Annotated in this window: 7 protein-coding genes, 1 tRNA gene and 1 pseudogene; 3 read left to right on the top strand and 6 right to left on the bottom strand. The window is 62.3% G+C overall.

Going from position 1 to position 13,652, the window contains the following annotated elements; translation table 11 throughout:
* From B4F51_RS03215 to B4F51_RS03205, 3 genes are all read right to left on the bottom strand, one after another.
* A partial coding sequence (locus B4F51_RS03215) for a filamentous hemagglutinin N-terminal domain-containing protein (RefSeq protein WP_296223644.1) occupies window positions 1–6,352 on the bottom strand: 6,352 nt, incomplete at its 3' end.
* Complete coding sequence (locus B4F51_RS03210) at window positions 6,349–6,906, bottom strand: toxin-activating lysine-acyltransferase (protein WP_296223643.1); 558 nt, start codon at window positions 6,904–6,906, stop codon at window positions 6,349–6,351. The genes B4F51_RS03210 and B4F51_RS03215, both read right to left, overlap by 4 nt.
* An 8-nt stretch (window positions 6,907–6,914) precedes the next feature.
* The gene (locus tag B4F51_RS03205; protein ID WP_296223642.1) at window positions 6,915–8,654 is read right to left on the bottom strand and encodes a ShlB/FhaC/HecB family hemolysin secretion/activation protein; all 1,740 of its coding nucleotides are present in this window, start codon (window positions 8,652–8,654) and stop codon (window positions 6,915–6,917) included.
* An 835-nt stretch (window positions 8,655–9,489) separates the two neighbouring features.
* On the opposite strand from B4F51_RS03205, the gene B4F51_RS03200 reads away from it, so the two are divergent.
* Complete coding sequence (locus B4F51_RS03200; RefSeq protein ID WP_296223641.1) at window positions 9,490–9,831, top strand: hypothetical protein; 342 nt, start codon at window positions 9,490–9,492, stop codon at window positions 9,829–9,831.
* A 147-nt stretch (window positions 9,832–9,978) separates the two neighbouring features.
* On the opposite strand, the gene B4F51_RS03195 is transcribed toward B4F51_RS03200, so the two are convergent.
* Window positions 9,979–10,260, bottom strand: a complete 282-nt coding sequence (locus tag B4F51_RS03195) for a hypothetical protein (RefSeq protein ID WP_296223640.1) — start codon at window positions 10,258–10,260, stop codon at window positions 9,979–9,981.
* Between the two features lie 50 nt (window positions 10,261–10,310).
* Here B4F51_RS03195 and B4F51_RS03190 point away from each other — a divergent pair, with 50 nt between their 5' ends.
* Both B4F51_RS03190 and B4F51_RS03185 read left to right on the top strand, forming a co-directional pair.
* On the top strand, window positions 10,311–10,643 hold the full coding sequence (locus B4F51_RS03190) for a hypothetical protein (RefSeq protein ID WP_296223639.1): 333 nt from the start codon (window positions 10,311–10,313) through the stop codon (window positions 10,641–10,643).
* A gap of 898 nt (window positions 10,644–11,541) precedes the next feature.
* A pseudogene (locus tag B4F51_RS03185) lies at window positions 11,542–11,871 on the top strand (integrase core domain-containing protein); the annotation flags it as partial.
* 245 nt (window positions 11,872–12,116) lie between these two features.
* On the opposite strand, the gene B4F51_RS03180 reads toward B4F51_RS03185, so the two are convergent.
* Window positions 12,117–12,206: transfer RNA gene (locus tag B4F51_RS03180), tRNA-Ser, on the bottom strand.
* Between the two features lie 79 nt (window positions 12,207–12,285).
* The gene (gene serS, locus B4F51_RS03175; protein ID WP_296223638.1) at window positions 12,286–13,602 is read right to left on the bottom strand and encodes a serine--tRNA ligase; all 1,317 of its coding nucleotides are present in this window, start codon (window positions 13,600–13,602) and stop codon (window positions 12,286–12,288) included.
* Window positions 13,603–13,652 lie beyond the last annotated feature (50 nt).

Raw genomic sequence — 13,652 nt, 5'->3', positions numbered from 1 at the left:
CGCCCGCAGCCACCTTCGAACCAGCTGCCGTAGATGCATCTTGCGTGGTCTTGCTCTGGCTCTTGGAGCCGCCCACCGTGATCGACACACTTACGCCGCCGCCCGATTTTGGATCGGAGGCCACTGCGTCCGCGGCATTCTTAGCGGCAAGGGCCGTAGTGGCTCCGGCCAACACCTTCATGCGAGCATCACCGGTCTCACCTGCGGCGCTCTTCATCTGCTGCGCAGTCTGGATTGCAGCAATCACAGGAGCAGTCACCGCCACCGTCAGGCCCGACTGTTTGAACTGGGTCTCCTGCGTGCTGTGACTGGTCTCCTGCGCCTCCAGGATGTCCACCTTCTTGGCCTGGATGGTGATGTCGCCTTGTGGTGCTACCACATTGCTGCCGACTTGCTTGTAGTTGTTGCCCGCCCCAATTGCCACGTTGCCGTTCGTCGACCCAACAGTCGATGCGGCAGCGGACGTGCGTGCATCCTGATTATCCTGGCTCTGCTGCTGCGTACCAATCGTGAAACCGATGCCGCCACTACTGAACAGGCCGCTCTTCTTCTCCTCGCGGAAGTGACGCTCCGTGGTGGAGTTGGTCGCCGCCTCGATATTGACGTCGTGCTTGGCGATCAGCGTGGTGCCGTCGGTCGAGACAACATTACTGCCCCGCACATTGATATCGTTCCCAGCCTGCACATAAGTTGTATTGCCCGAGAACGTCGTGCCCTGCGTGGTCGTTTCCGACAGGGTGTCCCGCGTGGTAATCGTCTTCTTGGAGAACCAGCTGCTGCTGCCCTTGTGCTGATGGGCTTCATCCACGTTGCGCATGGTCTCGGCCGCCGTCAGGTTGACGTTGTTGCCCGCCGTCGCTACCAGCGCGCCCTGTTCGCTCGTTACCGACGCACCGCGCGCGTTCAGGTCGTTACCTGCAGACAGGCGCAAGTCACCACTGGTCTGGATGGACGAGCCGACCTCTTGGCGCGTGCTGTCGCGGCGCCAGTTGTTGTTGTCCCACTTGATGGACTGCGAGTTCGACGTGTCAACCGTATTCAGGTTGAGATCTCGTGCGGCAGCGACAATGGTTTGCCCACCCGTGCTAGCGTTGCCGATCTGTGCCGCCGTCAAGTTCAGGTCTCGACCGGCGGAGGCCACCAGCACGCCGCCCGAAGGGGCTGTGACATAGAGGCCGGCGATTCGGTTGACGTTGGTAACACTGCCCTGCGCGTTGCTGTTGCTGCGCGTGGTCGTCGTGACGTTCAGATCGCGCCCCGCCGAAGCCGTCAGGCTGTTGTTGCCATCGATCATGCCGCCCAGGTTGTCCAGATCGGTGCGGGCGCGCACGGCAACGTCACCCCCAGTGATGCGGCCACCCAGGTTTTTGACGTTCTCCGCCGTGATGGAGACCACATCGCGGCCTGCGATGCTGCCCTGGTTCACCACGTCGCCCGACAGATTCAGGCTGATGCTTTGGCCTGCAATGAGGGCACCAGAGCCATCCAGGTCGCCCGGTTTCACACGCACATAGACTTGCGGCACCAGCGCTTTGGTAGTCTGGCCATTCGGCAGCGTCACGTCCTTCTCGACCAGCCACACGATGTCGCTGGTCAGTTGCGCCATCTGGGCTGCGGTCAGCGCCACGCCAGGGCGCAGGCCCCACTCCTTGGCGTAGGTGACGCCGTTGTCGATCAGCGCACGGTACTGTGCCTCATCGGTCGAATAGCCATCCAGGAAGCGGCGCCCGGTAAGTTGAGCCACCTGCTCACGCACTAGCTTCTGTTCGTAGAAGCCGTCGCCCAGGCGCTTGTGCATGTTGGCCGGGTCGATGCTCAGTTGCGTGAGCATGTAGTCCGACGACAACCACGTACGGTAGTTAGCGAAGCGCGGATCGGTTTCGATCAGGTAGCTGCCGGTCGGGTTCGGGTTGAGGTGGAACAGGCTGTTGTTCGGCAACGTGGTATTCGGCCCACCTGTGCGCACCACCAGTGGCTGTGCGCCCGCAGCACCGGTCACCGCCGAGACTTCGGTGATCGGGTTCACCACTCGCCCGTTGCCCAGCGCCACGGTGGCCGCGCCAGCGCCTTGCGCACCTTGCGACACGCTGCCCACCGTCAGCCCGCCAATCTGCGTGCCACTGCCGGCGGGGGTCGTGTTCTCTCGGTACACCGTGGGCGTCAGCTTGATTTCGCTGATGACGTCAGGCGGGGTGTATCCCGCGCTGCTGCTGCCGGTGCTGTCACGGCCTTTGTGCTGCTCACGCCAGTACGACGTGACCGTACCAGCGTCGGTCGTAATCTGCTGCCCCGACACCTCGGTGTTCTGCAGGCTGCCGATGTTGCCGGTGAGCGTGCCACCCGCAATGATTTGGCTCTTGTCGTTGAACACAGTACCGGCGTCGATCCGCATCGCGCCGCCAGCCGTGATCTTGCCCGGGTCTGAGCCGGTGACGACTGGCGTCGTGGTCGTGCGGTCATACTCGTACTTCGTCCAGCTCTCAAAGTTGCCTTCCGGCGTATGCAGGTGGTCCGACTCATCGTTGTAGATATAGACGTCGGGGTCGCCCGGCTTGTAGCGGTTGGCCGAGCCCGAACCCTGATACTCGATGATGTGCTCGGGACTGCTCTTCTGCGCACCGGTGCTGAAGTGCTCGTTGGTGTTGTTGACTCGGTTGGCCGCCAGGGTCAGGTTGCCCAGCGCCTCGATTGAGGCGCTGTTATTGCTGACCGAGGCCGCAGAGCCCGTCGCCAGACGGTTGGCATCCAACGCCCCGCCGATCGCCATGTCGCCGCCGCTGAAGATCAGCGCGTGCTCGCGATTAGTGATCGTCTGCGCACCGATATCCAGTCGGTTGCGTGCCGCGATCGTCGCCGCCGTGCCGTTCTCGACATCATTATTGACGGTGCCGGCCTGGATGGCGACGTGGTCGCCGTAGATGCGGCCGCTGCCGAGGTTGTTGACCGTGCCGGCATTGATATTGGTGTTGCCGCCGTCGATCAGGCCGCGGTTAGTAAGCGTATCTGCCGCGTTGATGTTCGTGGTGCTGGCGCTGATCTCGCCGTTGGACGTGTTGTCGACGTTGCCGGCCGACACCGTGACAGCGTTGCCCGCCTTGACTGTCGACTGGTTGGTCAGGCGGCCATTGGTTTGCAGCGTGAGGTTGCCGTTGGCTTGCACCTCACCGGTGTTGGTGAAATCGCCGGTCAGGTTCAGGCTCAAATCGCCTTGCGAGAGCACGCGACCGTCGCCCGACAGGTTCGCGCTGTTGACGCCCAGCGACTTGCCGGCGATCAGCGTGCCGGCCGTGTTCGTCACGCTCTGCGTCTTGGCCGCCGCGTTGCGGTCCTGCACCACCACGTTCTGGCCCGAGGAAATCAAGCCCTGCGCATTGTTGAGCGCGCCCGAACCGGTCAGTGTCAGATTCTGATCAGCGCGAATCGCACCGCCCTGGTTGTTGATCTGGTCGGCAGTCAGCGCAACGCTCTGCCCTTCCAGCCCTTGGTTTGCACCCTGCGTGCCGCTGTTGGTCACGCTGCCCGCGCGCAAGTCGAGCATCGCGCCAGAGCGCACCAAGCCGCCATCGTTGCTGATGCTGCCAGCGCGCACATCGGCAGACACGTTGCCCATGGCCTGCACGCTGCCGCCACGGTTATCCAAACCAGTGCCCACTAGTGTGATGGCCTTCTCGCCGCTGATCTGGCCGCCCTGCGTGTTGGTGATCTGCGCGGCGTTGGCTGTGAGGCCCCCCTTGGCGCCAATGAAGCCGGTGCTGTTATTCAAATCGCCCGTACGCAGCGTTACGGCGTCTTGGCCGAGGATGCCCGCAGTCGTTCCGGAATTCCGGTTGATGAGCGACTGACCATGCGTGTCGATGGTGAGCGCACCAACTGCTTGCAACGTACCTGCGTCATTGGTGAGTTGGCCGCTCTGCACGTCGAGTGCGCCACGCGCAACCATCGTGCCGCGTGTGTTGTCGAGCGACTGGCTGTGCGTGTTCACGCGCACGTCCTGACCGGACACCACGCCATCGGCATTGCCCAGGCCGTTGGCAGCCAAGGTGACCGCTTGCGCAGCTTCCACGCGGCCTGCCGTGTTATCGATGGCACCGGTCGTGGCTGTCACGCTGGTACTACCTTGGACGGAGCCGATGCGCCCACCCGCATTCGTGACGGCGGCCCCGGCCACGGTGACATCTCGATTAGCGGCCAATATGCCTTGCGTGTTATCGACCGCGCCCGCAATCTGTGCGCGCAGCGCATCGCCTGCCGTGACGGTGCCGTCAGCGTTCGACAGCGACGTCGCCGTCAGCGTCGCCGCGCCGCCTGCGCCGATCTTGCCTTGCGCGCTGTTGTCCACGTGGCCCGAGGCGTTGATGGTCAGCGCCGAACTGCCAGCTACCTGAAGTGTGCCCCCACCGTTCAGGAGGTCGCCTGCGGAGACTACCGTCTCGCCATTGCTGAGCAGCGTGCCGCCGGTGTTGTCCAGGCGATTGGTCGCTCGTACCGATGCAGCCCCCGTGCCGGTTTGCAACAACTGTCCGCTGCGATTGGACAGCGTGACCGCGTCAATCTGCAGGTTGGCAGCCGTGGTCTGGCCGTTGTCCAGCGTGGCCGATTGGGCGTGCAGCGCCAGCGTGCCGTTGCTGGCGATAGTGCCGCGTGTGCCGCTGACAGTGGTGCCATTGACGGCCAGCGTGCCCATACCAGCGTGTTCGATGCGGCCGCTGGTGTTGGTCAGCGTCTGCGCGCCCAGCGACAGGTCGCTACCGTTGGTGGCAATGCGTCCGCCTGTGTTGTCCAGTGCGCCGGGCAACTGGATCGACGTGTTGCCTGCACCCGTCTGCACCAATTCGCCGTGCACGTTCGACAGGTCGTGTGCGGCCAGCGTCAGTTGCTGCCCTGAAGCCGATGCACCGTCAGTACGCAGCGTGCCGGTAGCATTGGCGGCAAGGGTCTGCGTGGCAGACACGGTGGCGCGGCTGGCATCCACGTCGCCGCCGCTGGCCGCTAGTGATACGTTGCGTGCGCCGGTCTGGCTACCAGCCACGCTGACGCCCGCGCCGGAGAGTGAAAGATCGCCGCTGGCAAGGTTCTGACCCTGCGCCGAGAGTTGCCCAGTGGCGCTCACTTGCACAGTGCCGCTGCCGCCCAGCGTGCCGTCGCCCAGCACGCCCGCGCCGATCACCGAACCGGCGTGGCTGTTGATGCTGCTGCCGGCCCCCGTGGCCGCGATGGTCGTATTGCCCTGGGCCGCAATCGTGCCCGTGTTATCGACGTTGCCGCGTGTGCTCAATTGCGTATCGCCCTGGGCGTACAGCGTGCCGCTGTTGGCGACGCCGCCATTGGTGTCGGTCCGCACGCCTGCACTGGCGGTGATACGGCCACTGTTCTCCAGCCGACCGTCTGCGGTGACGGTCACGTCGCCGGCCGACGCACCGACCTGCCCGGCATTGCGCACGCCCACGCCAGATTCCGTGCCCACCAACGTGATCTTGCCCGCGTACATGCCGCCCAGCGCGGCTACGTCGATTCCATACGACGGCGCAGGGCCGGTGGCGGCAATGGCCGTGGTCTGGCCGTGGTCCGCGCTGACCTCGTTGGCGCCCGCGCTGACCTTGAGCGTGTTCGCCCAGATGCCGGCGTTGACCTGCACGGAGCGCGCGATGATGTCGGTGTAATCGGCACGGCTCGTGTCCAGGCCCGCGCCCGTGATGCTGATCGCGCCGTTCTGCACGCGGTAACCATCCAGGCTGCCGCCGTTGAGGGTCGGCGTGCCGGTGGTCAGCGTGACGCGGTTCGAGTTGATGAAACCGCAACCATCGCAACTGATGCCGGCGGGGTTGGCAATGACCACCTGTGCGCGGTCACCGGCGACCTCGACATAGCCGCGCAACTGGCTCGGGTTGCTGGAGTTGACTTCGTTGAGGATCACGCGCGCCGTGCCCGTGGCCAGCCACGGGTTGCCCTGCACGTAGCCGCCAAGCTGCGTCTGCGCGTTGGTGCGCGCGTTGTTGAGGATCGCGCCTTGCTGGTTAACATCGAACTGGCTGTAGGTATTGCGTGAAACGCCTGCGGCGCTCGGTGTCTGGATGTTCACAAGCGGCGTGCCGTTGGCGCTGTTGAGCACCGTCGGCTGCTGATTTCGCGGGGCGTTCGGGTCCGCCACGATCTGGGCGTTCGCCGCCGTCCCCACCAAACCAAACGCCAGCAGGATCGAGAAACACAGCGGCCGCACGTGTGCAATCACGCTGTGTGCGCTTGGCGCGCCGCTTGTGCCAGCCTGCTTGCCGTCGCTGGCGACGGTTTCCGCCACGGCCATCAACAGGCCACGGGTCTTGTTGAAGACGATCCGGTACAGGTGCTTGTTCATGATTGGTTTTCCGGGAGATGGGACGCGCCAGCGGCGGCAGCCGTGGGCAACAGAGGGGGATTGAGCAGCGACCAGGCGCGCGCTTCTTCAGCCATCACGCCAATGCCGTGGAAGTCCTTCACGCGCAGGCCGCGTGTATTGCCGCGGTGGTATAGCGAGCGAAAGCAGCGCGTGGCGAACAGGCGGGCCGTCAGATGGCGGGCCGTACGGGTGTGCCCGAACGGCGCCACCCAATCGAGAATCCACATGCGCTCACCGCTGGCCCAGTCGGCTTCTGGCATGGTGATGGGCGCATTGGTCAGGTATCGGCGCTCGGCCTCGGCGCCCAGCATGGCCCAAGTGAGGAAGAAGACCGGCTTGCCTTGTTCGCTGGCCAGCACGAACTGGCGGTGCTTAATGGCGGGAAGCAGCAATGCCGACAGCGCGTGCAGCGGCATGTTGCGATGCGAGGACGAATGCATCCACAGCCAGACCGCCGATCCGAGCACCTCTGCTTCATTGCACGGCGCATCGATCAGCCCAGGCGCGATCACGTCGAGAGTATCGAATCGCATGCACGCTCCTAGTACGACCAGCTCGCGTTGAAGCCCGCCGCCGTGCTTCCAGCTCGGAAGCCTTCAGGCTTGGAGATCGGTGTGCCAACAAAGAGATCCCAGAACAGGCCCTTGTAGCCACCACGCAGGCCAATCACGGCACCCGCTAGATGCTGACCAATCAGGAAGCGCGCGGATTGCCCGCCCACCTCGCCATAGTCGAAACCGACATACAGCTCCTGGCCGGTGTTGCCCAGCGTCAAGCCCAGGTCGTTGCGCACCAGCCAGCCGCGATCGCCGATCAGCGTGTTCTCACCGTCAAAACCGCGCACGGTGTAGCGGCCGCCGATCGAGAAGCGATCCTGCGGCACCACTGGCGTACGGTTCCACTGGCCGCGCCACGCGGTGGTATAGCGCAGGCGCTGCGAGGCCAGCGAAAACGGCACCGTGAGTTGCGCGTCGGCCGTAATGATCGACGGGCGCGAAGTCCCTTCATCGAACGATTCTTCAGGCGCGGGCAGCGAGGACAGCATCCCCGTGCCCTTGCGGTAGGCCACGTTGGCATCCAGAGTGGCTGCACCGATGAACTCGCGATGGTTCAGGCCAAGCTCCCACCCGGCCATGCGCCGGCGTTGCACCAGCACTTCAGTGTCGTCGATGGCATTGCTGGAGCTACGCAGCCAGCCGCGCAGGTAAGCGCTCGTCTTGCGCACAGCATCGCGATAGAACAGGCGCGACAAGCGGATCTCGCTGTTCTCGCTGGTGCCGCTGTAGAGGTACGTCTGGTTGGCACCCGCGACCGACTGGTAGTAGTTGTAGCTGCTGGTGGTGAAGCCGAGCAGCCAGTAGTCGTACGGCACCTCGTAATGGACGGTATAGCCGCGCGTGCCCTTGCTGCCGCTGTAGCCGCCACCGAGATCGTGGTTAAAGCTGACGTAGAACAGGTCGTTGAGCGTCCACCAGTTGTCGTACGAGACAGTGACGCTACCTTGGTACTTGCCGGTGTATTTACTGCCCGAGTCGTCGGCCGAGAGGCTCAGGCGAAACGGCAGCCCCTGCTTCCACGCGATCACAAGATCGCTCTCGCCCGGTTTGGCATCGGGGCCTTCGGCCGGGGCAATCTGGATGTCGGCATCGGCCGTAGGGACGCGCTTGAAGTTCTCCAGGCCCTGCTCGATGTCGCGCAGATTCAGGATGTCGCCGGGCGCGGCCGGCACGGCATTCCATTTGGTGGCGCGGGGGCTGCTGTCTTCGGTAAAGCGGATCGCTCGGATGCGGCCCGGGATCACCGTAAGCGCCAGCGTGCCCTGCTTGAGGTCCTGGGGCGCGGCCAGGACGCGCGTGGTGACGAAACCGCGCGCGACGATGGCGTTCTGCATGCGCTTCATCGTCAGATTGATGCCGGCTGTGCCCAGACACCGACCGGTGGCCGGGTCGTCCGATGGGTCTGCCGCCTGCAAAGCCCATTGAAAACGCTCGGCCGCATCGCCCGTGAGCGTGATGCGATCAATATGAAAGCACGGCGATTCATCGCTTGGCAGACGAGTTGCCTCAGCGGTGGCCGGCTGCTCGAGGCGTACATCTGGCTTGACTTCCTGCCGCTGGCGCAGAATGCGCTCCCGCTCCTGCTGACGCAGCAACTCCTGTGCAGCGCCATCGACGGGCGGTGTTTGTGCTAGCGCCATCGACATCGGCAGCGTCCAGGCGCCAACCCATGCGAAACGTTTGCCGCGCGCGATGCCGCGGCGGACGAAACTTCCCCTTCCCATGACTGCGTATCCTTATTCCGGCTGCTCACAGGCGAACGCCTGCGCACGATGCACCGCCGAGCGCGGTACCGCTCGCGGCGACACTCGTCAGACAGCTCTGATCTTGTTGTTGGCGACACGCGATTGCGCGCAAACGGCCCGCGTGATGGCGGATACCGGTTGGCAATGCATCCAACCCACCAAAGCTGTACGAGGGCGCCTCCTGGCCGTCGGTCACTTGGCGTCGGACACCCCGGTCAGCTTGGGGCGGAATAGTAAATCACCGCATTGTGGATAACCGTACCATAACGTTAAAGAACGTTAAAGAACGTTAAAGAACGTTAAATTCAAAGTTGAAATATTTTTATATCTGATTTTCGACACATCACATTCTCAAGAACATTAAAAATCTGCCCCCCCCCCGGAGCGAGGGTGCGGGCGCTGAGTTAGCCCAACACCGCATGGGCCGGCGCGTTCGCTGCCCCGGTGAATACAAAAGATGCAGCCACATATCACGCTATGGAGAGCACCGGAATGCCACCGCTCCGATCAGCATCCGCCTTTCTATGGAGCCGGCGTGACACCCGACACCTGCATACAGGTTGATTCGAGAATTACCAGCTTGCAATCGCTTGCGTCCGCTCGACGTGAATGTCGACCTCGCAAGGCTCGCTCAGGACTGCTCCCACGCTTGGCTGTCACAGCCCTTTGGGAGAATAGTGCGCGCAGCCGCTAGAAGCGCGACTCACCCCACGCTCCTCATCGTAAACAATCTCATCCATATATCACCCTCAATGAGCATCCCTCCCGGTATGCCTGGGCAACGCCGTTTGCCCTGAACTCTCTTGAGGCTGATATGAACCACTCCCCTTCCTGTCCCCGCTGTAACTCCACTCGCATTACCACACGCGACTACGCCCGCAAGGCTGGTGGTGCCGTTGGCGCTGCAGCCGGCGCTGTCGGTAGCGCCGCTGCCGCACTCGGCGGTGCCGAAGCCGGCGCCGCCCTCGGCATCATCGCTGGCCCCATTGGCTCGATCTTCGGTGGCTTGGCAGGCGGGCTGATGGGCGCGCTGTTCGGTAGTGCGGCCGGCTGTGCCGCAGGTTCCGCTGTCGGCGGCGCCCTCGATGACAACGTGCTCGACAACTACGAGTGCCAGGCGTGCGGCCATGTCTTCAGCAAGCAGCACAAGTCCTGAAGCCTGACGGCTCTTTCGCAATTCCTCTTTCCCGCTCGATGCCTACAGCCCTTCGGGACTGTATCGAAGACAACAGCCCGGTATGTTCGCCTGGACAGCGCCGCGAAGCGTCCGACTCGGGATGAATACAAGGTCAGAATCGAGATGCTACGCGTTTGCAGCGACGATATTTCCCGTCTGCGAGCGATAGCGGAGGCAGCGGTGACTGAAAAGAAGCCAGAGATGCCACAGATCGATGACGGATGGAAAATCCACAGGCACGTCTCGAATAAATTGAAGGTATTGATAGATTTCTCCAGCCGATGGGAAGAACGGCTTTATCACGAAGGCCGGGAACAGTACGAATACCAAAATTGGCACAACGCTGAAATCAAACAGGCGCTCGCGAAACATCCTGTTTTCAATGGACGAAGTGAGTTGGCGAGGCACGCAAAGCACCCGTTCCCCTGCTTGGCGAGATTCACGGTCTCATCTGGAAGTTGGAAGAAGGCCCGATTTCCGGCCTGCATCTACATTGCTTGATTTTCTGTTCGGGTAAGCGACGAGGTGACGTCGTGCTTGCGAGGCAGATCGGCGAGTATTGGTTCGGCGTGATCACGCGCGGATGGGGCGATTACCGTAATAGCAATGCCGAAAAGGATTGGCGTGATTACAGGTGGGGCATCGGGATTGGGCAGGTGAATCGTCACGGCGATCCAAGGCGTGACTCCCTACGCCTATTCATCGAGAACTACATGGCGAAGGCCAACCAGGTGCCGAGGGACCGTACCGAAGACGATAAGCTGTTTGGCACGAGGTTCTTTGACCGGTAGCGCAGCATTAACCATTGTCAGGGCGTACAGCATTGGGCGGTCTCAGGTATGCGTTCTCACAGCTTGTTCGCGCAGTGCTACCGACATCTAGCGTAGGAAAACCACGTGGCGTTGCAGATGAGCAGCGAGTACAAATTGTCGCGCTCGGCCGTCTACTGGTAAGCGCCGGTGCTCAGCCTGCGTTATCGAGGGTGGTCGGTGCGACTTCATTAAGCATCGTCCGCATCGCTTTTCGATACCTGAACAACATCGTAAAGCCAATCGAGAGTTCATCGCCGACTTTGGGTATCGGGTTTGCAAAACTCCTGACTATTTCGATCGATTTCTCATTCCATCTTCCTTTCGCATGTGTGAGTACGTTGCGGGCAGCAATGAGTTCAGCCGAATTGATCCGGCCACTTTATGCAAGAAGGTTGAGACGAAATCCAAATCATCCGCTCTTCCGTAGTGTCCAGTCACCAAAGTTACGCGCGCTCTACCACGCTGCACGGCTGTGGGAGGGGTGGACACCCGAGTCCGGGTCCAAGCCGACCAGGCAGGCAGTAGAGGAAGCCATACGAAAGTACATGTGCGATATGCAGCTCGGCGCATCGCCAACCCTGCTCGGCGCCGGGCCAAAAATTATCCAGCCTGAGTCGGCGGAATCTGGGCAGGAGCGACAGGCGCAACGAGACTCGCGAGCCTTGAAGAAAAAATGAGGCTAAACGTTCTGCATCTAACCCGCTGATTTTCTTCAGAAATCTTCGATATCTGGGTGAACGGGGAACCTTGTCGTTCCAGTGTCGAACGTCCTGCGCGAGACGGCAAATACGAATATCCCGGCTGTGTTCAACACGGTACGAGGAGTTCTGAAAATGTCCGAGCAAGTCCAGATCGCGACCCTTCCGCAGGAGGGTTGCGGCTGATGACGCTCGTCGACGAGTTCTCGCGCCAGTGCCTGGCTATCAAGGTGGGGCGGCGCTTGAACAGCTTGGACGTCATCGAGGCGCTGGCTGATGCGATGCTGGAGCACGGCATCCCCGCGCATGTGCGCTCGGACAACGGGGCGGAGATGACGGCGAACATCGTACGCGACTGGCTAGGCCGCTTGGGTGCGAAGACGTTGTTCATTGCCCCCGGCAGCCCGTGGGAGAACGGCTACTGCGAGTCCTTCAACGGCAAGCTGCGCGATGAGTTGCTCAATGGCGAGCTGTTCTACAGCCTAAAGGAAGCACAGGTCGTCATTGAACACCATCTGCGAGTTTGCGAGGCTTGTCGGAAGGCTTTTCTTTACTGACCTGCAGGTCAGTCAGCGGCATGAGGGGGTATCTGGCATTGGGGGTAGACTGGCATACCCCCAAAAATACCCCTGGCCACTCCGGATTGCAACGAACCGCCTCGGACCCTTTGAATGCAAAAAAGCCCGTGAAACATTGATTTCACGGGCTTTCTGCTTTTCTTCCGAACCGATTTGCATCTCTTCGGATTACATCTTGGCGGAGAGGGTGGGATTCGAACCCACGGTACCGTCGCCGGTACGCCTGATTTCGAGTCAGGTACATTCGACCACTCTGCCACCTCTCCGGTAACTGGGTCGCTGAATCGCGAAACCGCGACTATAACAGATTTTTCTCGCCCCAATCAAGAGGTGCGCAATCTGCCGTCAAACCGCCGGCTTCAATACTTCCTGCCCGCCCAGGTAGGGGCGCAGCACCGGCGGCACGGTGATCGAGCCATCCGCGTTCTGGTAGTTTTCCAGCACGGCCACCAGCGTGCGGCCCACGGCCAAGCCCGAACCGTTGAGCGTGTGCACCAGTTCCGGCTTGCCCTGCGCGTTGCGGAAGCGCGCCTGCATGCGGCGGGCCTGGAAGTCGCCCATGTTCGAGCACGAGCTGATCTCGCGGTACGTGTTCTGCGCCGGGATCCACACCTCGATGTCATACGTCTTGGTGCTGCCGAAGCCCATGTCCCCCGTGCACAGCACGACGGTGCGGAACGGCAGCTCCAGCTTGCGCAGGATGTTTTCCGCCGCATTGGTCATGGCTTCCAGCGCGTCGAACGACGTTTCGGGCTGGACGATCTGCACCATCTCGACCTTGTCGAACTGGTGCTGGCGAATCATGCCGCGCGTGTCCTTGCCATACGAGCCAGCCTCCGAACGGAAACACGGCGAATGCGCGGCAAACTTCATCGGCAGAGCATCACCCGCAACGATCTCGTCGCGTACGAGGTTGGTGAGCGGCACCTCGGCGGTCGGGATCAGGTAGAAATTCTCGACATGCTCGCCAGCCTCGTCTTCAGCGCCCTGCCCCATCTTGCGCGGCACGCGGAACAGGTCTTCCTCAAACTTGGGCAACTGGCCCGTGCCGCGCATCGACGCAGCATTGACGATGTACGGCACGTACGCCTCGGTGTAGCCATGCTCCAGCGTGTGCGTGTCGAGCATGAACTGTGCGAGCGCGCGATGCAGGCGCGCAACCTGCCCCTTGAGCACAGTGAAGCGCGCGCCCGAGAGCTTGGCGCCCGCGTCAAAGTCCAGCCCCAGCGCGCCGCCTAGGTCCACATGATCCTTGACCGGGAAGTCAAACGTACGCGGTGTGCCTTCGCGGCGCACTTCGACGTTCTGCGTTTCATCCTTGCCGGCGGGCACGCTTTCATGCGGCACGTTCGGGATCGACAGCAACAGATCCTGGAGTTTGGTCTGCACCACGTCGAGCTGCGCGGCCGAGGCCTTGAGCTCATCGCCGATACCGGACACCTCGGCCATCACGCCGGACGCGTCCTCCCCCTTGCCCTTGAGCATGCCGATCTGCTTGGACAGGCTGTTGCGGCGGGCCTGCAGTTCTTCGGTGCGGGTCTGGATGGCCTTGCGTTCCGCTTCGAGCGCGGCAAAGCCGGCAACGTCGAGCGCGTAGCCGCGGTCTTTGAGGCGTGCAGCGACGGCGTCGATGTCTTTGCGGAGCAGTTGGATGTCGAGCATGGTGAGGAAAAACCGAGGGAACGAACGATCGAAAGGGCCGATTTTATCGC

Source organism: Ralstonia sp. UBA689, from assembly GCF_002298975.1.
Lineage (GTDB): Bacteria > Pseudomonadota > Gammaproteobacteria > Burkholderiales > Burkholderiaceae > Ralstonia.
Note: the sequence above shows the minus strand (reverse complement) of the source record. Positions and strands in the feature narration are given on the sequence as shown.

Excerpts from the sequence above, each read along its gene's own strand:
- B4F51_RS03210 (WP_296223643.1), bottom strand. The coding sequence starts at position 6,906 with ATGCGATTCGATACTCTCGACGTGATCGCGCCTGGGCTGATCGATGCG.
- B4F51_RS03205 (WP_296223642.1), bottom strand. The coding sequence starts at position 8,654 with ATGGGAAGGGGAAGTTTCGTCCGCCGCGGCATCGCGCGCGGCAAACGT.
- serS (WP_296223638.1), bottom strand. The coding sequence starts at position 13,602 with ATGCTCGACATCCAACTGCTCCGCAAAGACATCGACGCCGTCGCTGCA.
- B4F51_RS03200 (WP_296223641.1), top strand. The coding sequence starts at position 9,490 with ATGAACCACTCCCCTTCCTGTCCCCGCTGTAACTCCACTCGCATTACC.